Genomic DNA, 22,159 nt, shown 5'->3' with positions numbered 1-22,159 from the left:
GCCTCAGGATTTTGGCGCACAAGTGTACGCCAAGTTTATAGGCCTGCAACAGTGTCAATTTTATCCAATACGGCCGGACTATACCGGACTTGGCTATGAGCACCTTCTACACCGGCTACTCGGGCTGCATCGTCTGCATGGGCCTCCACCACATAACGTAGGGGACCGCCCGCATCCATGCTATCGAAGGGATAACAGGTAACCAGCAAAAGAGTGCCCGCAGGTAACTTATGAGTATCGATGAATTCCGAACGGCTATCCACAATTCTTGTTGCACTCACCCGGTAGCCCTGCCAGCGCCCGTCCCGGCCTTGCAACCGAAGCTCATTGCCAGGTTCCAGGTGTTTGAGAGGCCGAAAGTGGGTATCGCGGTGGCCGGCAATAACAACCGCACTCCCAGAGCCGCTGCCACCCATCATTTGCCCCGGCCCGAAGGCCAGGCTCTCCCCATGAACACCCGCCAGCACGATCATCGAATCACCAAGCTCCGGCATCGACAATTTTGCCACCGGCCAGGTATCTGCCCAGGGCCAGGGCCGTGATTCAGTTTGCCTGGCCTGGCTCTCAGCCCAGGCAATTTCCAGCAGTTCCTGAGCCACAACAGCCTTGATCGGTACCCAAAGCCCGAATACCAGCAACAAGGCAGAGCTTGTGATCAACAACAGCAGCGAACGGCTCATGGGTATACCCGTCTTTGAAGCATGGCAATTGCGAGCGAAAGCATCAAACCAAGCAAACCCAAGGCAATCATCAGAGGCGCAAAGGTTGCGGTTTGCGGGTAGCGCGCCATGCCCGGCTGACTTCCTGCAGGTAGCAGCGTAGGCAGATTATCTTTCAACAAAGCGCTTTCAGCAGCCCGCACCGGTGTTTTATCCACCGCCACGAAACTCGTATAGGGCGACATCAGGTTATGGGCAACCGCCAGCTTGGTGATTCTCTCTTTATCCGGCTCCTGCCCCTCTATCCGGGCATCGTCCAGAAGGCTGTCGATCTTCTCCCGCGCCCAGTAACGATTCAGCCCTGCACCTGAAGCCGCCTGCTGCAACTCCAGGCTTTGCTGCCAGCTTCCACCACCCGGCAACCGACCAGACACACTCAGCTTACCGGCAGGTGTTACTCCACGCACAACCTGCAACAAGGGTTCACCTTGAAACAAATCACCGGGCCGCTGCGGAAAGCTGTCTTCCATTGCCGCTGCAGACTGCCCCGGCCAGGTAACCTGAATATCCGTCATCACCGGCGCTTCCATGGCTGCAAACAACCTGGCCAAAGGACCGCTCATATCGGCCAGATCCTGCACCGAGGTATAACTGCCACGCCCCCAGCGCGCGGCCTCACGCATAAAGTGCATATTAGGCGCCGACCCTATTGCCACGGTAAACAGCCTGTGATCACCCAACTGGCGACGAATCTGGCTGAACAGCGCCGACTCATTGCCAACCGCACCGTCCGTCATAAACACAACTTGACGCACTCTTACTGCATCTTCCTGCCGTTCACCTGTGCTCTTGCCTTGCCCCTGCAAAGCCAACGTAAGCGCTGAGGCCATTTCCGTTCCACCGTCAGCTTTCAACCCACTCACATACTGCCGCGCTCGAGCCAGATTATTGGCTGTGGCCATTTCCGGCTGCATAAACAAGGCGTGGGGCTGTGAATTGAACTGAATTACATTGAACCGATCACCCGGCGCCAGCGTCTCCAACCCCAGTTGCAGCGCTTCCCTCGCCTGCCGAATGGATTCCCCAGCCATGGAGCCCGAGGTATCGATCACAAACGTAAGCTCCCGTGGCAACCGGGTTTTACCCGCCCGTCCCGGCACAAGCATCGCCAACAAATAATCTTCCCCTTCCCACCGCTGATGGAACACAGCCGCGCCCGGCTCCTGCCCCGCAAAAGGCTGCCAACGAATCACAAAATCCTGATTCATCACAATATCCCCGGCTTGTGGCTCTACCGTCACCACCTGACCATCCTGCTCAGTCGCCACCTGATGGCTGGGACTGAACACCTGCGCCAACGGCAGCCCGGCATCAATCGTGAACTTGACTGAAGCTCTGTGACTGTCCGCTGCAACATCCGCCACATCCACCGTAAACGGACTGATCGCATCCGCATCCAGTACCTCGGTAGTAGGCACAGCCCAACCACCCTGCCACTGCTGCGGCGCCACCGCCAAAGGCTCACCCGGCATATACCGGGGCGTCAGCGTAGTCGGCACACTCAACTCAAACACCCCATCCCGATAACTCACCAACTGCTGATAACTGAGCTCCACACTCACCTCAGCCCCCGGAGGAATATTCGCCACCCGAGTGGTAAACAAATTCGGCCGCTGCTGCTCAACCGTCGCCGCATGACGCCCGGAATCCCGAGCCGCCTCATAAGTCTTCTTCGCCTCTTCGCGGGGCTGAACCTCCCCCACAATCGTGCGCTCCCCCACCTTCATGGTCAGCCCATAAACACTGGCCTTCTCCGGCAGCGGAAAAACAAACACCCCTTCTCGCCAGTCATCACTGGTGTTCTTGAACGTTCGCACCAGCTTGCTGTCTGCAATCAGCCCACTAACCCGAACATCAAAGTCACTCCCCAGCACCAAAGCGGGTTCCTGCCACTGCCCTTTACCGTCCACAAAGTGCAGCGTTCCTGCGGAATCTTCATTGCCGGTGTTGGCTTCTGCATAAATCGGCTGCACAAACAAAACCAGCAACATAGCCATCCACAAACTAACCCCTTCCATAAAGCGCCGAACACGAATCGCGCGCCCTGCACTGAGCCCGCGCGAGCGGCTGAAGCCCCTCCCGAAACCGTGCGGAGCCATGGATGGCGCAGCCGAGCGTACACGGACGTATTCACAGCGTGTTTCGGGAGGGGCTTCAGCCGCTCGGGTGGGCGGACTAGAGCAAAACGGGAAGGCACTATGCTGAGAGGACAGAGAAGAAAACATCATGGCAATAATCCTTTGGCTACATGACTAAATCAGACACAGCCATTTCACCAACCCAAAAAGGCACCCCCATGGCAGAATCAAACATTCCACGAACAAAAAATGATGAATTATGGCAACACCGCAAGCTACCCTTGTTCTAAACGCCTCCCGTGTTTAAATAGACCCCAACGCCCACAAACAACAGCCAAAATCATGAAAAAACACCTCGTCCTGATAGAAGACGAACCCGCCATCCGCGACAACTACCGCGCCGCCTTCGAACGCCGCGGCTATCGCGTATCCACTTACGGTGATCGCTCCTCCGCCTGGCAGGTCCTGCGCCAAAGCCTCCCGGACCTCGCCATCATCGACGTAGGCCTGGGCAACGAACCCGAAGGCGGCTTCACCCTGTGCCAGGACCTGCGCTCGCTATCCGCAACCCTGCCCATCATCTTCCTCACCGCCCGCGACAGCGACATAGACTCAGTACACGGCCTGCGCCTGGGCGCGGACGACTACGTCACCAAAGACATGAGCATAGAACACCTGCTGGCAAGAGTGACCGCCCTGCTGCGCCGGGCAGACGCCTGGGCAGAAGCCCTGCAAAAACCGGATGAAATCGTGAAACGTGGTCGCCTCGACCTGAACGTGGATCGCATGACCGTAGCCTGGGATGACAACGCCATAGACCTCACCGTGACCGAATTCTGGATGCTGCACTCACTCGTACAGCACCCCGGCCACGTGCGCAGCCGCGATCAACTGATGGAAGCCGCCAACACGCACCTGGATGACAACACCGTCACCTCCCACATCAAACGCATCCGCAGCAAATTCCTGCAGATCGACAGCGCCTTTGACAGTATCCAGACCGCCTACGGCATGGGTTATCGCTGGAACGCCCGTGAGCTATAAACCGTGACACTCAAACGCCAGCTCTTTATTGCCAGCTTGCTGATGCTACTCATCCCCTGGGCCGGCTTGCAGTTCGTGCTGGAGCTGGATCAGGCACTTCGGCAGCAGGCGCTGCAACAACTGCAAGATCAAGCTGACCGGCTGGCAAACACCGCCGGCGACCTCAGCCTGGGGCTTCCCGCTGTTAAGCCCCAAACACCCGCCATTTACATGGAAAGCCTCACCAGCCCGATCAATCTCGACGGCTACGGCCATGACTGGCCTGGTTACGATGAGGGCGAACAATCCCGGCTTTGGCAGCCCTCTGCCTATTCAAAACAACCCACAGAAAGCTCCGACAAACCCACCCTGCACTGGCAAGCCGCAACCGATCAACGCCACCTGTACCTGCTGATACGTCTCAGCAACCGCCAGCCCGAATTCTTCAACCCCGGCGCACCCAATCAGCCCCACGACCAGCTCTTATTATGGCTCGAACCTGCAGGCAGCAAAGCACTCAATCCCGATGCCCAAACCACCTCCTGGCTCATGCGCGCCTCACCACCAGGCACGGTGTATGCGACGACAATTGATACAACAAACAGTGCACGTAGCAACAACCCCGATTACCGGGTGAGCGGGCATTGGAACAGTGTAGGCAACGGCTGGCAGCTGGAACTGAAATTACCCAAGCCGCCACAAGGCAGCCATTTCGGTTTTGCTGCGAAATGGCAGGACAGTTCCGGATTAGCGCAAGCCGGAACGTCTACCGCCCCACTGCCGGTTCTGGTGGAACGCCAATCCGAACTTGAGCGGCAACTGGTGCCCGGAATGAGCAAAGGCCAAATGGCGCGGCTGATCGAGCCGGCGGGCTGGGTGATCGCCCAACAGGCAACACCGTCCCGGCAGGCAGCCCCGGAGTTTGATGAACTCAGCCCGCTGCAAATTGTGGAGCACATAAGCCTGAACGCCCTACGGGCCTTGGTGCAGTTTTACCAGCCCTCACCTGCACGCCTCTCCATTCATACCAACCGACTGGATGTGAGTAGCATTCCCGAAGAAGGGCTGGTGCGGCATGAAGACGACCATGTTTGGCTGATGACAACCAAACCCGTCTTTGGGGGCCGGACCCTGATACTTGAGCAATCCCTGGACCAGTTATTAACGCTGGCGGGCTCCACGCTAGGTTCCGTTATTGCCCGCAGCACGCTGATTATTATTGGCCTGACGCTGGTTTTGCTGGGTTATGCCAGCTGGTTATCCTGGCGCATTGCCCGCTTACAGCGCGCAGTCAACGCCACCATAGATCAGGATGGGCGGATTATCGGTACCCTGCCCGGCTCAGGGGCCAAGGATGAACTGGGCCAATTGCAGAACCATTTCGCGCAAATGGCCGACCGGCTACACGGCTACAACCGGTATCTGGAAAGCTTTTCAAAGCGGCTTTCCCATGAACTCAAAACCCCGGTGGCCGTGGTGCGCTCATCCCTTGAAAACCTCTCTCACGCCGAAACTGAAGATGAACGTTCGCAATACATCGGGCGTGCGACCGCAGGTACTGAACGTTTGCGGCAAATCCTCAATGGCATGAGCGAGGCCGCGAGGCTGGAACAGAGTTTCGATCATGCAGACAAAGAACCCTTCGATCTGGCCGAGGTGGTTAGCCAGGCAAGCGCGGCCTATCAAACGCTGGATCCGCATCATCACCTTAGCTACACCGGACCGGAATCCGGCATCAACCTTGTCGGCTCCCCGGAACTGCTGGTACAGATGCTGGACAAACTGGTCGACAACGCCCGCGACTTCACACCCCAAAAGGGCAGAATTGAAATACGTCTGGACCAACACACTGACCACTACCAAATCGAAGTGTTCAACGAAGGTTCAAGCTTGCCAACCAGCTCGGGCGTGGACATTTTCGAGGCGTTTGTGTCCCAGCGTGAAGGCAAAACCGAGGGGCATCTGGGCCAGGGGCTGTTGATCGTGCGTTTGATTGCCGACTTCTTTGGTGGCCGGGTTGACGCTCAAAACCAGCACTTTAATGGCATTGACGGCGCATCCTTCCGCGTTATCATCCCAAAGCTTACGGATAAACCAAGGACAGACTCTTGACCGCCAAGACCGTCGCACTGGAGTTTCACCCCCTGCGCCCTGACCTGTATCAGGAGCTGCACTCGCGCCCTTTTCAGGTATTACCATCACAGGCAAGGGTAAGCCATATCGCCGTTCTGACCACGTCAGAGCAGCGCAACAGCCAGTTTAAACATCTGCAAAGCCTACACCGGATGCTGGGGCAACCCTGGCCAGAGGAAGAGGTTACTTGCTACGAGCAAACCTTTGATCAGCTGCGCATTCGCCGTGAAGTGCATCTGGAATTCACCGCTTACACCTTTACCAATCTGGCGCCTTCCGATGCTGAGCCGTTTGAGGAAACCGGCATCAGCGCCCTGCCTCATGGCTGGCTCGAACAATTGGAAGGCATAGTAGTCGCCGCCTTTCATATTGACGTTAGCCCGTCAGTGGAACATGCCCGCAACGAACCTGCGTTCATGCGCCGACATTTTGAGGGCATGCGGCTAATAGGCAGCAGCCCACAGGAAGGGGCGGCGCGGGTACTGGGTACGTTTCAGCTGCATTCAGACAATTTCGGCCGTTTCATGGTGCTCAACTACAGCATGTCTGACAGCCAACTAGGCCGGCTCGTGCAGCGGTTGATGGAAATCGAGACCTATCGCTTGATGTCTCTGCTGGCATTGCCCGTGGCTCGCGAAATCACACCAGTCCTCAATGATATGGACCAGCAACTGGCCGTCATCACTCAGGCGCTGGCTGATAACGAAGCGCAGAACGAGCAAACCATTTTGGCCAAACTGACTCACATTGCAGCCAAAATTGAAGCCTTTCGTGCTCATTCCACCTTCCGTTTTTCCGCCACCAAAGCCTACCATCAGTTGGTGCTGACACGCCTTGAAGAACTGCGAGAAGACGAAGTGTCAGGCCACCTCACCATCTCTGAGTTCATGACCCGCCGGCTGACCCCTGCCGTCAAAACCTGTGAAGCTGTCAGTGTGCGGCTGGAGGACCTTTCCCGCCGGGTAGATCGCACCTCCGACATGATGCGCACTCGGGTAGAGCTGGCTATCCAGAGCCAGAATCAGCAGCTGCTCAGCTCCATGGACAGGCGTTCAAAAATCCAGTTGATGATGCAGCACACGGTTGAAGGCTTTTCCGTGGTTGCGATTACCTACTACCTGATTGGCTTACTAAAACTGGCTCTGGACTCGGTTTACGAAGCGGGGATCATCTTCAACAAAACACTGGCACTGGGCATTGCTATTCCCGCCACGCTTGCCTTGGTGTATCTATCCATCCGGGTTGTTCACCACCACTTTATTCGCATGGCAAGACGGCAGTAACAGGCTTCAACCAAGGTGTTCATCACCCGAAAACTGGCGGTAAAACTGCTGCGCCGTGCGGCCATTGCGCACGCCTTTTTGGGTGGCGAAGCGAATGGCTTCGCGGTGCAACTGCTCTCTATCCGCAACTTCCGGGAACAATGCATCCACTGCCTGCAAATATACTTCTTGGGGAAACGCGTAAAAGGACAACTGCAAGCCAAAACGGTCAGCCAGAGACACCTGCTCCTCTATAGCTTCAGCCGGGTGAATTTCACCATCCTGAGTATGGCCTTTGAGGTTATCAGACATGAACTCCGGCATCAGGTGGCGGCGATTCGACGTGGCATATACGCGAACGTTTTCAGGCGGCAGCTCCAGTGACCCTTCGAGCACGCTTTTCAGAGCCTTGTAACCGGTTTCGCCAACGTCAAAGGACAGGTCATCACAGAAGATGATGAAGCGGTATGGAAGATCGCAGATGTCATCAACGATCTCAGGCAGGTTCACCAAATCGTCTTTGTCCACTTCAATGATTCTCAAGCCTTGCTCGTGGTAACGGTTCAGCAACGCCTTGATCAGCGATGACTTCCCCGTACCTCGCGCTCCCCAAAGCAGCACATTGTTGGACGGCTCGCCGGCAAGGAAGCGTTCTGTATTGCGAGCAAGCGCCTGTTGCTGACGATCAATACCCGTCAGAGAACCCCACTGAATCGGGTCCAGCCTCCGCACCGCTCGCAAGCCTGCACGATGGCGACGCCACACCGCTGCCGGTATTGATGACCAGTCGAAGGGTTGGTTATCAGACATAAGCACTTTTCCTGTTCCGCTATTTACCATTTTACATTCCGGATCACGCCGGGAAACGCAGTATCAGTATATCGGTATGAGCTGCAAACAGGCTATTAAGGGGCAGACAAGAAAAAAGGTGCAGAAGCCAAGCCTCTGCACCTTTTTTGGGGGGCATACCACAGATAATCAGAACTGGAACTTAAGGCCGACCTGAGCGGTATCAAAGTCGGGGCCGTCGTTATTCAACTGACCATTGAAGTCGTTTTCATCCACATCCACGTTGTAACGGTTGTACTCCAGGAATGTGGTCAGGTGCTCCGTGATGCGGAAGTCGACACCTGCACCTACAACAGGGCTTACCTCATCATAGGTCTCGTTTTCATCGAACGCATCCACATCAAGTGCCGCTGCGAAAGCACCTGCCTTGGCGTACACACCAAAACTGTTTGTCACAGGCAGACGACCAATCGCTACCAGTGAGCCACCTTTGAGTTTGCCCTCAACATCGTCTTTGCCGAAGTTGCCAAAGTCTATGTAAGCCGCTTCCAGAGCAAAAAACTGGTTAAACTGATAACCGAGACCCGCGCCGTAAAGATCGTTGGAGTCGTCAAAGTCACCACCGTGGGATTTATATCCACCATAACTGCCTTTGATGTATGGGCCGGAGGCGTCACGATCAGAAGTGCCTTGGGCGAAAGCTACCGGAGCAGCAAATACACTGGCAGACAAAATCGTGGCACAGGCAATACGAGCTTTAGAGTTCATAATGCTTTTTCCTCGCTAGTTAAGAAATCCATTCGTCAAAGCGTTCCTCGGGTGACTGCGTCGATTGATGCATCGCCCCCGAAACACGTGACACTACCCTAGCGCCCCTGATCGCCAATTTGGGTTACATCCAGACTAAAATCTCTTCATACTCTCTTAATACTTCCACTAAAAACACCAATAAAACAATACGTTACCTCATATGAAACCACGCATGCTCATTGTTGAAAAGCACAGATGAAAGGTATTCAAGAACGTAAATTTCGAGACGCTCTGCGTGGCGCAGAGGATTAATCGGTGGGAGTGTTATCTTCGGAAGGCGCGGCACTATCTCCGGAGTTACTGGCTCCCGAGGTGCCGGAACCGGAAGACTGACGCATCAGAACCATACCGCCCTGGAGCAACAGTTTCTTCAGCCTCGGGTCACCCTGCTCGGCTACGCCAACGGCAAAAGCCAGTGCTGCCGCCTCCAGAGGGTTACGAGCAATCAACGAGCGCAGTATCTCTATGGGTGAAGTTGAGTTAAGGCCAGACTGGTTGCTTTCCGACCCGCTGCGGGTTTTGGGCGTGCGTGTCATGCGATAGAAAAACAGCGCAAGCAAACACAGGCATGCAAACCCGGTGATCGCCATGGCCCCCGGCTTACCCACCAGGGGTGCCAGGGCCAGGGTCGCTGCATTGACCAGCAGGTAAAAGCCGGTCACCAGCAGCGCAGTGAGTAGCACCAGAGTCAACACTATGCCGATAATAGCTGCGACGGCTTTGCGAAGGATACCCTGGATACTTGCGGAATCAGGCAGCATCAGCGATCAAGCATTTTGCCCACAATGACACCCGCCAGAAACATGAGGATAATACTGAGAAATGGCCTTTCCTCTATTTTATGCTCCACACTCTCTACAGTGTGTGAGCCCGCTTCTGTTGCACGAGTAAGAGCTGCATCGCCGCGTTTTCGCAGGTTTTCAAACACCGATTGGGCCTCACGGCTGATTTCATCCTTCAGGTTATTGGCACTGGTCTTCTGGTTGTCCGCAAACGCTTTGGTCAGGGATGCAATGTCATCACGCAGTACCTGAAGATCGTCTTTCACGCGGGCGTAATCATCTTTGGTTGTTTGCTTTTCCATGGGCTGTCTCCTGATTCGATTCATGATTTCATTCGACAACGGGCTGGATCAGGCCTATTTGCCCTTCAGCCCGCAAGACTGCTCACAAATCACTCTAGCACAGGGTCGGGAATTCGTAACTGTACACAGACTTCGCAGAAGACAACTTGTCAGGGTTCAAGCCCTGTGACCTTTGGCTCATCGTCACGCACACGCAGAAAACTCGCAAAACGTGGCAAGCCGGTAGCAGTGAAACCGTAGTATTTGAAGGTTATGCGCGTTCCCGGTGCGGGCGGCCGGGTGCGCAGCTCATCGCTGAACCCGGTTCCAATGCGGAAGCGACGACCGCTCGGTAGCTCCACCTGTAAGGCCCCCATCATGTTCTGCAGACGGCCTTTGCCGGGTATATGCCCGACCACCACCGCCTCGGCGTCCGCGAAGGTTTTTACCTTCATGAGGTCATCCGAGCGGCCTGCTTCATAAAGACTATCGCGACGCTTCAGCATCAAGCCCTCGCCGCCTTCCGCAACGATCTTATCCAGGTCCGCCATCAGCGCAGCATGAGTGGAGGCCGGTGTTTGCGTTACCAACGCCAGGTAACGGGTATCCGCTTTTCCGATTAGCGCTACCAGCTGTTCATATCGCTCATAAAACGGCCCGGGGGCCGGTAAGTCAAAAACATGAAACTGGATGCCCCGCCACTCACCTGGTACCGGAACACCTTTGCGCACGGCTCCGGAAAGTTCTGCAAAGCGCTGTCGCCCCATCCATAGCTCCCCGTCCAGAGGTACACTGGGGAAGCCTGCAATAAACCAGTCCGGCGCATTGTAGACGTTACCATTGCGAGACAAGAACTCCCGGCCATTCCAGTAAGCTCTTACACCATCAAGCTTTTCGCTGATCCAGTAATTCTCCAGTGCAATCCCTTGCTGATAGGTAGTGGCAAGCGGTACTGGAGGCGGGCTGGCCTCACTGACCCTTACAAACACCACCAGAGCCAGCACTGAAGCACACAGGAAAAGCCTGCAAATACTCCCTTTTGGGCGGGCCTGCATCCCTTGCCAGCCCGCTTTCTCCCGCAAATTCATTATAGGCACCTCCATTGCCCGTTAAAACACGCCCGGGAATCAGTACAAGCTGCGCGGTATCCGATACCCCGATAAAAGCTGCTGTGTGAACGGATTTATATTGCTTGCCGCATGCAGGCGGTAACGCATTTCGCCGTCATCTACCTGAAAACGCACATCCACAGCACTGCTGCTGACGCCGGTGATATCGGCCTTGTCCAGCAAGCGGAACAGTGCCCAAGGGCCGTTCTCCGAAATGCTGCGAGGTGAACGGTTAACCTGCACTGGCACCAGTGTAATTCTGCTTTCAACTGCTTCTCTCAGGGTGTTGGGCCAAACCAGTGGAATGCTCTGGCGCGGGCCGTGGCTAAACTCCACCAGCTGGCCGTCAAGGTTCACAACACTGCGGCGCTTGTTGGAGGATAGATTCAAGGGCTCAAGGGCAAACTCCACATCCAGCGTGCCGCTGCGTGTGAAGTAAGCGCTGCGGATTTTATCCGCATTGCCTAAGGACGCCAGTACATCCCGGCGCACCAGCCCGGCTCGGCGTGCATCCCCTACTTGCTCCGGATGATCCTCCAGGAAAAGCTTGAGGTTGTCCTTGTAGAAGGTGTCCAGCACGCCATCTGGCGCAAAAAACCGCTCAAAATCCTGCAAGGCCACATCGCGACCGGCACTGGCATTAAATGGGTAGTGCCTGGCGAGATTCTGCTGGAAGGGCTGGTATACTTCCCGATACCACTCCCGCTCCAGCTGCGCCACTGCTTGGTCGAGCAGTACACGCCAGCTTTCCGTGGCTAACCGGTTCAATAGCCTGTTCAGTGGTTCTGGCTGATGCCCTGCCATTCGTTGCAGCGTGAAAATCGGGTCTGCCCCCTGCAGTCCCATTCTGGCCCGAGCCGCATTGAGTGCTGCCCTGCCCTTATCTGGCGCCTCCTGGATATTGCGCATGTATTCGTGCAGATCGTTAACCACAAGCATGATTTGCTCCAGCCCACTCGGCTGATCTCCATTCTTACGGGTGACCTGGTTCAGATCAGTGAACTGGCGTTCGATATTCTGCAACATGCGGAAGTGCGCCGACTGCTCCAGCAGTTCTCGTGCCACGGCGGCATCTCCCTCTGCCGGAGGGATCAGCTGCGTGTTCCGACGTACCTGACCAAGGAACTGCGCCATGGGCTGGTGGCCGCTGGTAAGGCTTTCCAGTATCCGCACCCCGTGGTTGAGGTCGTCAAATTGTTGAATGTCGACCCGGCTCAGGGCCGTGCGCCATGCGTTGGCATAGTGTTCCGCATAAAGGTTTTGCAAGCTGGCTAATAGTTCTGCCTCATCAGCTTTGCTGAAGTCCACATTGTCCCTGCGGCCCAGTACCCAAGCGTCAACCAAAGCCAGGTCAGTTACCGTGGCAGACTTTCTAAGGAACCATTTTTCGAGACCGTCCCGGGTCAGCAAGGCAGGAATGCTCAAGGGGTCCTGTGTCACTTCCGACGGTTGTCCTGGCTCGCCAAACTGGTCCACACGCATAAAAACATTACTGAACGCGGGCCCCGATGTGCGGGCCAAATCGTTTGGCTGGCTGAACTCGCGGCCAGCCTCAACTTCCAGATCCCGGTACACACGATCAGGCGTCGGCATGCGCCCCAGTTCGTGTTGCGACCACTGCACGCTGCTTTTGAATGGCGCCAAAGCCATATCAGCCGTTACATCTCCGTGCTCGGCCTGCTGAGCAAGATCGGTGTATGTCATGGCATAGTCGAGGTGTGCCATCAGTCTCTGCTGAACATCCCGACGGCCCGGAAAGGTTTTCTGCCAGTACTGGGTCATGTAGGTGGTGACTATATCGCTCCGGCGGCCACTGGCATCGTAGAGCATTCGCAGCACTCGCAGGTGCTCAAGCCGTTCCGGGCTGTTGTCTGGCGCGCGGCTCATCTCACCCATGACACCGAACATGAGCGCTGGCAAATACTGGTATGCCAGCATGTCGAGGTAAGAGGCTTCCACTTCCGGGCCTACCTTGTGGCCTTGGTACAGGCCCATTTCGCTGACGAGCGGCCACTGTTTACGATGGTCCCCAAACGCCAGTGTTGCCTGGCGCAGCTGATCCAGGGGTTCAAGCAGATTACGGCCAGTGGTATCCGGCTCAAAGCCTACGGGTTGCCAGTTATCGATGAATCCGTTAACCCGCGCTTCAACCGACGCAGCCGCTTCCGCATTCTTAATGAAGAAATGCTGCCAACCTGCGGTTATACCCGCTCCGGCACACACAGCAACAACAGCAGCAACCGCCACCCTGCGCTGGCGACTACGCACAATCCGCCGGTTATCTCCGGCAAGCCCCGCTTCAGGATAGATAATCCCCGGGAAGAGCGTCTGGGTGAACAAGCTTGCAGACTGGCCCGTGCGCTGGGCTGGTTGAATCGGGCCAGATACCTGGTAATGGTTGGCGGCGGCTGAGACAAACGCATCTTCCGGAACACCTTCCTGCACGACCGAGGTGAAGTAGGTACCGCGCACCAATGCGGGTGTGGAGAATGCATCTGCCGATAAAAGGCTGGTGAGGAAGCTTTCAAGCGCGGGCTTCATGCCAGCCAGCTGACGGGTAAACGAATATGCCGCTGTGCGATCTTCAGAGTCACGGGTGCTGGCTAGTACGTCGGGCAAACGCATGTTCAATCCCGCGACCATCTCGCTGTAACGCTCGGCAAACTCATTCAGCCACTCATCGTTATCCAACTGACCTTCCAGCCGGAAAGTGAACCCCAGCGCCTGCTCTTTCTCCTGCTTGCCGAGCGTGCGAACAAAGGGCCCAAAACCATAGAGCAAATCCATTTTGGTAAACGAAACATACACCGGCAGGCGCGAACCTATCTGCTCCATCAGCTCTCTCAGGCGGGTGCGTAGCAAAATAGCATGAGCTTCACGCTGCCCCTCGCTGGCCGTGCTCAACTGCGCCAGATCAATCGCAAGGATCACGCCGTTGAGTGGACGTTGCGGGCGATTACGCTCTAGCCACTGGATAAAATGTGTCCAAAGCCGCTGCTGTATTTCCCCAGCTGCGCTCTGGTTTTGGTTCTGACTCAACAGCTCGCCATCGGGATCGATCAGTACGCCGTTATCGCCAATCCACCAGTCGAATCCGAACGGATTGCGATCTGCCCGATTATTGCGGGTAACGTTGGTGAGAGTGTATGTCTGCCCGGAACGCTGAATGAGGCTGGTTTTCCCCGCCCCTTCCAGACCCATAACCAAATACCAGGGCAAGCGATAAACACCCCGACGACCCGGCAGATTGTTCTTCAGGGCGGCAAGCTGGCGATCCAACAAACGCTGTTGTCTGCGTTCCATAGGCAGAATCGGATCTTCCTGCTCTTGCTCCTCCTCGGCTTTAGCGGCATTAACCTTGCCAAGACGACGGGCTAGCACCGTGCCCCAGATCAGCACAACCAGTAGCACAACACCGAGGGTAACCAGCGACCGCATTTGCCAGGCTGCCAGCGGGAACTCACCACGCACCTCCCACTTCGGGCCCAGCCACCAGGTGGCGATCAATAGTGCTATCACGCCAAGGGCCAGGGTGACCGGTGCCGCGTTTCGAATGTATGGCAGAAGCCAGCGCCCGATGAGTAAAGCTTTTCTCCACATGGTGTCCATTCCTGCTGTGTATTCGTAATTAATTAGACAGTATTCCGACTACGCCCTCAGGCCAGCCGTTCAAGTTGCTTCAGGAGCGCAGGCTCCCAATCTTCGATAACCAAACCACTTATCTGTTGTCGCAAGTCCTGAATTTGCCGTGACGCCAGGCTCACCAGGCCGCTTTCCTTCATCAGCCGTGCCGATGCCAAGCGCCAGTAGAACTGCTCTCGTGGCTCGCGGGCGCCCGCAAGCCCGTCTTCAAGTAGCTGCATCGCCGGCGCCAGTCCTTTCTGGGCAATCAGCTCTCGCGCTGTGTCATAAGCTTGCTCCCACGGGCTGGCACTGCCACCAGACTGCCCTTGAGTATGGGTAGGCGCAGACCAAAGCCACTCCTGGGCTTCGGGGGATAGAAACGGCGTGCCATCGTTAAACGTCAGTTCCGCCAGCTGCGGCAGTCTTTCCACGAATTCGTTAACGGCTGTACGAATGGCCTCAGCGCAGGCATCGCATCCCAAGGCCGTCGCCACACCAGCACTGAGCCGGTGGCCATCGAGCCAAAAGGGGCTGACCGACAGGCTTTGTTCTATGCGCTGCCAAAGCGCCTGATCGGGGGCTTTTTCAAGGGCTTCACGGTATTCCGCAACACGATCCCCGCTCACGGCGGCCAGGTCAGAGCGTTTGCCATCCCGGGTTGGCGGTACCGCAGTAATGCTCTGCCAGATAGCGTACCGGCGAATCTGGTAGCCCAGGGGCCGTTCGGGTTCGGTACCGGTCAGTAAATCTGCCACTTTCAGCAAACTCTGGCGGGTGGCCCGCTCATTACCCGGGTCCAGCGTCAGGGCACCAAGTGCCGGGCTGGCTGGCGCAGCGGAAGGCGCTGGCCCCGATTTGGCATTATCACTTGCCGCATTAGAGCGCTCAGAGGTCGCCTCTGCGCTCGCCCCGGATGGACCACCAACCTCCTGGGCCTGGGGTAACTTCTCAACAGCTCGCTTGAGATCCACCAGCGCATCGTCAGGCAGCTCTTTTTGTTGCGCCTGCACCTCTATTTTTGCCAGCACCTCAAGGCAAAAAAGTCGGCCATCGCCCACACTGGCATCAAAGGCGCTTCCTGCCACAGCTTTGGCTGCCCGCTGGAGCATCTGCGTGAACATCATTTTCCGCGCCCGCTTACCCTTATCCCCCGGATACGGCCAGCCTTCATCCCACCAGCTGTCCAGTACGCGCTGGAGCAGATACAGCGAAAGTGCAAAGCGCTCTCCATCAGCGCCTTGCTGCAAGGCAATCAGGAGATAACCAAGAACTTTAAGATCTTTACTGCGAGCAGAAAGTATTTTCAGGGATTCGCTCTCAACCTTGCCCCAATCAATATCGGTATGGGCAAGGGAGCCGATTTTCATGATTTCGTCTTCAAGGAACCCGAGCGCCGCATCCTCTCCCAGCCCTTGCCCGGCAGGCAGCTCGCCTTCCAGGAGGGTGGCGACCTGCTCAATGTAGGGATGCTGCTCTATTACCTGCATAACCTGCGCTCCTCGCGTCCTTGCATTTTTACACTCACAACTCGGCTACCAACCACAGCTTTCACGGAGCGGGCGAATGGCGTTTTCAAAACCGGTCAGATCGAATAGCAGGCCGTCTATACGGCTGTTTTCGGAATAAACGCGGATATCAGTTTTCTGCTCTATCGCCTTGACCGCCCGGATAGCTGGCAGGCCGCGCCCAATGCTGAGCACGTAGCCGTTATCGCGCACTCGCCAGGCACCCTGGCCGGCGGCCTCTGTGGTGCCAAACCCAAGGTTTACACGCTCTGCATCCAGCGGCTCAGGCAACATCAGGGTCAGCTCGGTAATGTTGTTGTGGCACTGGAGGGCAAGCAAAGGGCGAGGCGGCTTTGCTCCCAGCGCGGGCACGGTCACCAATAGGCCGGCGGCCTGCCCGGTATTGCGGTAGCTAAGGTTGCCAGAAGAAGGTTCGGCACTGTCCTGCGCATAAGCCTCTCGCCAGCGAAGGGAGCCGACCAAACGGCGCACTCTGGCATCGGGCCCGGTTACCAGTTCGGCTTCCGTCAGTGGGGTGCGAAAAACTTCGTCAAAGCACGCCAACCGTTTCAGCCGCTGGGTTTCGCCGGTGCACCCGCGGGCCTCCTCCAAAAGGTCAGCCTGTGCTTGCGTATTCTGATCCGCAAAACCCGGTGCACAGAAACAGAGAAGGCCAAGTGCGACAACACCGACAGTGAGTGGACGCAAACTTGAGTACACCGAAACAGTCGGGTGTATCATGATTCGGCAACCTGATATTTCAGGCATTTGTGAGCGAGCGTGCGCTTGGGCAGGCCCAAGCTTTCCGCTGCTTGAGCGCGGTTACCGCCGTACTGGCGCAAGCGATCACGGATAACCGCAGCTTCAAATGCCTGGGCGGCGGCTTTGAGGTCCCGGATATCTTCGGTGCCAGAGGCAATGTGTTCATCGGAACTGCTTGGTAGCAAGTCAGGCATTTTCGGGCCTGCCAGATCTGGGAACATATCGGTGAGCCGGAGTATTTCCGGTTGAATGTCGTCTCCTGCAGGAGTCTGCAGGCAGGCTAGCTCGATAATATTGCGTAGCTCCCGGGCATTACCGGGAAAGTCGTAGGCTGCAAGAGTGCGCAGTGCGTGGCTACTGATGCCCAGTGGCCCAACGCCCTCGCGCTCTGTATACAGGCGAATAAAGTGGCGGCTGAGCGCTTCAAGGTCGTCCAGGCGTTCACGCAGTGGCATGATCTGCAGCGGGAACTGGCTCAGGCGGTAGAACAGATCCCGGCGGAAGTAACCGTCTTCGATACTCTGGCGCAGAGGCTGATGGGTAGCCGCGACCAGTCGGAAGTCGGAGTGCTGTTCCGTTTGCGCACCAAGGGGGCGAAATTGGCGGCTTTCCAGCACCCGCAAGAGTTTGGATTGCAGCGCCATGGGCATGTCGCCGATTTCGTCCAGAAACAGGGTGCCGCCATTGGCTTGAGCCAAAAGCCCTTCTTTAGCCTGATCAGCGCCGGAGAAGGCGCCTTTGGTGTGGCCGAAGAGTTCGCTCTCCAGCAGGCTGTCCGGAATAGCGGCGCAATTGACCACCACCATGGGACCGTCGGCACGATCTGATAGCTCATGAATGCCTCTGGCCACAACGTCTTTGCCGCAACCGGTTTCACCCTGCACCAGAACAGACAGCTGGCTACTGGCGGCGCGAACAATTTGCGCGCGCAGGCCTGTCATGGATTCCGAGGGACCAACAAGGGTGCGGGACAGGGCTTCGCAGCGTTTGCGCACGGTTTCTGCATCGTGCAGGTTGTCCAGCGAGCGTTTGAGCAGGCGGCGTTGCCATACCTGATCACGGCTTTGCAGCTGGGCGATCCATTGGTGAGCGAGCAGCTGCAGCAGGCCGCGGTATAGTGGCTGGTCGTTTATTCCGCTCCAGTCAGTTTCGTCGCGACAGAGCACAAGTATACCCAGGGTTCTGCCGTCGTCGCCTTTTAGGGGTTCGAGCCAGAGGGATTTCGGGCGGTCGCTGGCCTCGATGAGGCTCTGGAAGCCGGGGTGATCGAGGCGGTAGCTGGCGGCGCGGGTGAGTTCGCGGGCTTTGCCGGTTTGCAGCAGGTGGGCGAAGGGGTGGCTGAAGTCGCCACAGTCGAATTCGCCAGTTTCAGCCAGGTCGCTGCAGTGCAGTGTGCGGCCGCTGAGGTCGAGTTCGAGTGCCCAGCAGCGGTTCAGGCCGAAGGCATTTTCCAGCTGTGTTGTGGCGGTTTTCAGCAAATCCGGCAATGTGGCTTGGCGTGTCAGCGCGACTGCCAGCTCTATGCCGGTGTGCAGTTCCATCTGCATCCGTCCCATTTTGGTTCCCTGTTCTGTTTTTCTTTTCCTGCGACCGTTCAGCAAGCCGTCTGGCTCCCGAAACACGCTGTGAATACTTCCCTGTACGCTTGGCTCCGCCATCCATGGCTCCGCACAGTTTCGGGAGCCAGACGGCTTACTTCACTACTTTGGGCTCGGCGCGGCACCAACCTCGATGGGCTACGCAGGGTTTCGGAAAGCAGAACCCCACGCTGCGCTAGATCTCGGTTGGCCTAAGCTACGGTGCCTGAAAATCTGTTTTCGGAAACGCTCAGTGTTACCTGCTTAACCGGCTCTTTCGCCGCCAGCTTCTCCAGCAATGCCAGTGAGATCGGTGGCAGCAACTCGCCTTCGATGATCGACTCCAACATGCGCGCACCGTTTTCGCTTCTGGTTGCTCTGCTGCGGATGGCTTCTACCAGGCCTTCTTCCATCACCACTTCGGTGTGGTAACGGTCGCGGATTTGCTGGGCCAGGCGTTCCAGTTTGTCGCCGACGATGCGGTTGAGGGTGTCTTCGCCCAGCGGCAGGTAAGGTACGACTTCCATTCTTGCCAGCAACGCGGGTTTGAAGAAGTCGGCCAGTTCCGGGTACAGGGCTTCTTCGATTTTCTCTGGCTCCTCGGCGTGGTTGACGATGGTCTGGTAGCCGAGGTTGGAGGTGAGGAAGAAGACGATGTTTTTGCAGTCGATCAACCGGCCTTCGCCGTCTGCCAGTTCGCCTTTGTCGAAGGCCTGGTAGAAGAGGTTGAGGACTTCCGGGTGGGCTTTTTCGACTTCGTCCAACAGCACCACGGAATAGGGTTTCTGGCGGATGGCTTCGGTGAGGATGCCGCCTTCGCCATAGCCGACGTAGCCTGGGGGTGAGCCGATGAGGCGGGAGACGGTGTGTTTCTCCTGGTACTCGGACATGTTGATGGTGGTGAGGAACTGGCGGCCGCCGTAGAGGAGTTCGGCCAGTTGTACCACGGTTTCGGTTTTGCCCACGCCGCTGGGGCCCACCAACAGGAAGGCACCCATGGGGCGGCCGGGGCGGCGGAGATCGGCGCGGGCGGTGAGCAGGTGCTGGTGCAGGCAATCAATGGCGGTGTCCTGGCCTTTGATGTGGGCTTGCAGGTACGTCGGCAAGTGGGTGATTTTTTCCAGTTCGTCGGTGGTCATGCTGTTGACGGGGATGCCGGTCCAGTCGGCGATGACTTCGGCAATCTGGCGGGCGTCTACCCGGGCGTGCACCAGAGGTTCGTCGGCTTGCAGTTCTGCCAGTTCCTGTTCTAGGGCAGCGGCTTCGTTTTGCAGGCTGGGGTGTTCTTCCAGGCCAGTCTGTTCGGGCCTGACTGCGGTCTCCGCTTCGTCTTCTGCAATGGCTTCCTGAACGTCCGCCGGGTTGAGCAGTTGTTCGCGGATGTCTACCAGGCGGGCGACCATGTCGCGCTGGGTGTTCCAGCTTTCTTCCAGTTCAGCGGACTGCTCGTTCAGTTCGGCAATGCGTTGCTCCAGCTCGGCTTCGCGGTCTGTGTCGACGCTCTGGCCGAGGGTGTGCTCACGGTTCAGCAATTCCAGTTCCATGGAGAGCTGGTGCAATTCGCTGCGCACGTGGCTGAGTTTGCGCGGTGGCGTGCTCAGGTTGAGACTAACCCGGGCGCAGGCAGTGTCCAATACGTCGATGGCTTTGTCCGGGAGCTGTCGGCCTGCCAGGTAGCGGGCGGACATTTCGGAGGCGGCTTTCAGGGCGCTGTCGGCGATGAGTACCTGATGGGCTTTTTCATACACGGTGCGCAGGCCACGGAGAATGTGTACAGCCTGCGCCGGGCTGGGTTCGTCCAATGCTACCGGCTGGAAGCGGCGGCTGAGGGCCGGGTCTTTTTCGAAGTACTTTTTGTATTCGCGCCAAGTGGTTGCGGCGATGGTGCGCAGTTCACCACGAGCCAGTGCAGGCTTGAGCAGGTTGGCGGCGTCAGAGCCGCCTTCGCTGTTCCCAGCACCAATCAAGGTATGGGCTTCGTCGATGAACAGAATGATGGGGGTGGTTGAGGCTTTTACCGCTTCAATCACGCCTTTCAGGCGCTTTTCAAACTCGCCTTTTACCGAGGCTCCTGCCTGCAGGGCGCCCATGTCGAGAGTCCACAGCTCTACCTTTTGCAGGCGCTCAGGTACTTCGGCATTGACGATGCGCAAGGCGAGGCCTTCCACGATGGCACTTTTACCAACTCCCGCATCCCCTACTACGATGGGGTTGTTCTTGCGTCGGCGACAGAGGATGTCGATCATCTGATCGATTTCGGCGTCGCGGCACACCACCGGGTCCAGCTTTCCGGCACGGGCCAGTGCAGTAAAATCGGTGGCGTAGCGCTTGAGCGGGTCCATATCCGCCTCAACCTGAGCCCCGCCTGCTTCGCCTTGCGCTATTTCCGGGCGCTCGGCGGAGCCTGTTGTCATGGTGTCGAACTGGCGGCGCAGCTGTTCGCGGTTAATGTCCCGGAGGTGCTGGCTAACCTGTGGCATGAGGTAGCGGTCGGCGTTCATCAGCAAGGCCAGAAAGATGGCGCCGGAGCGCAAATCCCGATGACCCAGCTCGGTGGAGGCCAGTAGCCAGGCGTCCTGCAGCAAGTCGATCAACAATGGCGAAAACGACGGATAAGGCTCTGCGGTTTGCAGCTCGCCGTTCAGGCTTTCTCCCACAATGGGCTGGAATTCCTGATGGTTAATGCCGGCTTGCTCCAGAATCTGGCGCACGTCAGAAAACGGCGTTTCCAGCAGTTTGAACAGCAAATGGGCCGGGGTTATTTCGGCGCCCTGGCGGCTGATGCAAAGGGCCGCTGAGGCTTCCAGGCCATTGCGGCAAATGTCGTTGAGGCGCCCGATGAGCGCTGGCAGTTCTACCCGAATCACAGTGATATCCTTATTTCGGTAGTTGTTCCAATACGCTGAGCACATCCCTGATGCGTTCTTCCAGCGCTATGTTGTATAAGCTATATATTCCCGCCATGGCTGCTGCGAACAGCCCGGCAATTACCCAGATCGGCAGGCCACTGCGTAACCGGTTGCGCGCCGGTGTTACGTTGATCTGCGCGTCTGCCAGAGGCTCGGGGTCAGAGTTTTCGCGGAGCGATTGCAGCTGCTCATGAAGCCCTCTCAAGATCTGTTCGTATTCGTCGCGGCCGTTTTCCATCACTTTGTACCGGCCTTCAAAACCCAGGCACAGACACAGGTAGATAAACCCGAGCATGTCCTTGTAGCGCGCCGGCTCCTGCTCCATGCGCGCAAGGATGGCGAATACCTTCTCGCCACCCCAGGTTTCGTTGTGAAAGCGCGACAGCAACGAATGTTGCGACCAGACACTATGGGCACCCCAGTCCGTACCCAGCACCGCTTCATCAATGAAGGCGCAAAGTACGTAGCGATAGGCCACCACGGTAGGGCGTTCATAGCCCTGCTCGATCAGCTCGCGGTCTATGGCGGCCACTTCATCCACTACCTGCTGGTAGAGGCTTTCAACGGCGCGATAATCCGCCAGCCGGCGAATCCGGATAACCAGCCCGAGTAAGGGGGTGGCGGCATCCGTCAAACGGTTATCTTCCAGCCCTCTGAGCTGGAACTGGTCATTGCCAAAATCGCTGCCGGAAGCGCCGTTTTGTGGCTGCTCGTCGGCAAACAACAGATCACTGAATGCACTGCCGCCGGACTGCCTGCTGCCATTGGGTAAATCCATTACCTGTGCATTGGTCAT

Annotated in this window: 16 protein-coding genes; 3 read left to right on the top strand and 13 right to left on the bottom strand. The window is 57.2% G+C overall.

Annotated elements, in window-relative coordinates; translation table 11 throughout:
- Nucleotides 1-35 precede the first annotated feature (35 nt).
- Nucleotides 36-680: a class GN sortase gene (locus tag AADB16_RS03615; RefSeq protein WP_309044595.1), complete on the bottom strand. Its 645-nt coding sequence runs from the start codon at nt 678-680 to the stop codon at nt 36-38.
- Nucleotides 677-2,818, bottom strand: coding sequence for a marine proteobacterial sortase target protein (locus AADB16_RS03610; protein ID WP_410801428.1), 2,142 nt, complete (start codon nt 2,816-2,818; stop codon nt 677-679). Before AADB16_RS03610 ends, AADB16_RS03615 begins: the two co-directional genes overlap by 4 nt.
- Nucleotides 2,819-3,139: 321 nt before the next feature.
- Between AADB16_RS03610 and pdsR the strand changes: the two genes are divergently transcribed.
- From pdsR to AADB16_RS03595, 3 genes are read left to right on the top strand one after another with little or no spacing between them, the layout of a single operon-like run.
- Nucleotides 3,140-3,841 (top strand): proteobacterial dedicated sortase system response regulator, encoded by a 702-nt coding sequence (gene pdsR / locus AADB16_RS03605; RefSeq protein ID WP_309044593.1) that lies wholly within the window; start codon nt 3,140-3,142, stop codon nt 3,839-3,841.
- 3 nt (nt 3,842-3,844) lie between these two features.
- Nucleotides 3,845-5,932 (top strand): ATP-binding protein, encoded by a 2,088-nt coding sequence (locus AADB16_RS03600; protein WP_410801426.1) that lies wholly within the window; start codon nt 3,845-3,847, stop codon nt 5,930-5,932.
- The gene (locus tag AADB16_RS03595) at nt 5,929-7,236 is read left to right on the top strand and encodes a DUF3422 family protein (protein WP_410801424.1); all 1,308 of its coding nucleotides are present in this window, start codon (nt 5,929-5,931) and stop codon (nt 7,234-7,236) included. Before AADB16_RS03600 ends, AADB16_RS03595 begins: the two co-directional genes overlap by 4 nt.
- A gap of 6 nt (nt 7,237-7,242) precedes the next feature.
- Here AADB16_RS03595 and AADB16_RS03590 read toward each other — a convergent pair whose 3' ends face one another.
- The 11 genes from AADB16_RS03590 to icmH form a co-directional block, all read right to left on the bottom strand.
- Nucleotides 7,243-8,025, bottom strand: coding sequence for an ATP-binding protein (locus AADB16_RS03590; protein WP_410801422.1), 783 nt, complete (start codon nt 8,023-8,025; stop codon nt 7,243-7,245).
- 168 nt (nt 8,026-8,193) lie between these two features.
- On the bottom strand, nt 8,194-8,772 hold the full coding sequence (locus AADB16_RS03585; protein WP_298452100.1) for a porin family protein: 579 nt from the start codon (nt 8,770-8,772) through the stop codon (nt 8,194-8,196).
- Between the two features lie 290 nt (nt 8,773-9,062).
- Nucleotides 9,063-9,575 (bottom strand): hypothetical protein, encoded by a 513-nt coding sequence (locus tag AADB16_RS03580; RefSeq protein WP_309044588.1) that lies wholly within the window; start codon nt 9,573-9,575, stop codon nt 9,063-9,065.
- Nucleotides 9,575-9,898, bottom strand: a complete 324-nt coding sequence (locus AADB16_RS03575) for a YqjD family protein (RefSeq protein ID WP_298452093.1) — start codon at nt 9,896-9,898, stop codon at nt 9,575-9,577. The genes AADB16_RS03580 and AADB16_RS03575 overlap by 1 nt, the downstream gene beginning before the upstream one ends.
- A gap of 149 nt (nt 9,899-10,047) precedes the next feature.
- Nucleotides 10,048-10,965, bottom strand: coding sequence for a DNA ligase (locus AADB16_RS03570; RefSeq protein WP_410801420.1), 918 nt, complete (start codon nt 10,963-10,965; stop codon nt 10,048-10,050).
- A gap of 39 nt (nt 10,966-11,004) precedes the next feature.
- Nucleotides 11,005-14,595: a type VI secretion system membrane subunit TssM gene (tssM, locus tag AADB16_RS03565; protein WP_410801418.1), complete on the bottom strand. Its 3,591-nt coding sequence runs from the start codon at nt 14,593-14,595 to the stop codon at nt 11,005-11,007.
- A 47-nt stretch (nt 14,596-14,642) separates the two neighbouring features.
- On the bottom strand, nt 14,643-16,097 hold the full coding sequence (gene tssA, locus AADB16_RS03560; protein WP_410801416.1) for a type VI secretion system protein TssA: 1,455 nt from the start codon (nt 16,095-16,097) through the stop codon (nt 14,643-14,645).
- Nucleotides 16,098-16,142: 45 nt separating this feature from the next.
- Nucleotides 16,143-16,856 carry a type VI secretion system-associated protein VasI gene (gene vasI / locus AADB16_RS03555; RefSeq protein ID WP_410801414.1) on the bottom strand — a complete coding sequence of 238 codons (714 nt, stop codon included), beginning with the start codon at nt 16,854-16,856 and terminating at the stop codon, nt 16,143-16,145.
- Complete coding sequence (locus AADB16_RS03550; RefSeq protein WP_410803571.1) at nt 16,853-18,424, bottom strand: sigma 54-interacting transcriptional regulator; 1,572 nt, start codon at nt 18,422-18,424, stop codon at nt 16,853-16,855. The genes vasI and AADB16_RS03550 overlap by 4 nt, the downstream gene beginning before the upstream one ends.
- A 242-nt stretch (nt 18,425-18,666) precedes the next feature.
- Nucleotides 18,667-21,366, bottom strand: coding sequence for a type VI secretion system ATPase TssH (gene tssH, locus AADB16_RS03545; protein ID WP_410801412.1), 2,700 nt, complete (start codon nt 21,364-21,366; stop codon nt 18,667-18,669).
- On the bottom strand, nt 21,332-22,159 hold the full coding sequence (icmH, locus tag AADB16_RS03540; RefSeq protein ID WP_309045452.1) for a type IVB secretion system protein IcmH/DotU: 828 nt from the start codon (nt 22,157-22,159) through the stop codon (nt 21,332-21,334). The genes tssH and icmH overlap by 35 nt, the downstream gene beginning before the upstream one ends.

It is taken from the genome of Marinobacter sp. KMM 10035, from assembly GCF_046537445.1.
In the GTDB taxonomy this organism is placed as follows: Bacteria; Pseudomonadota; Gammaproteobacteria; order Pseudomonadales; family Oleiphilaceae; genus Marinobacter; species Marinobacter sediminicola.
Note: the sequence above shows the minus strand (reverse complement) of the source record. Positions and strands in the feature narration are given on the sequence as shown.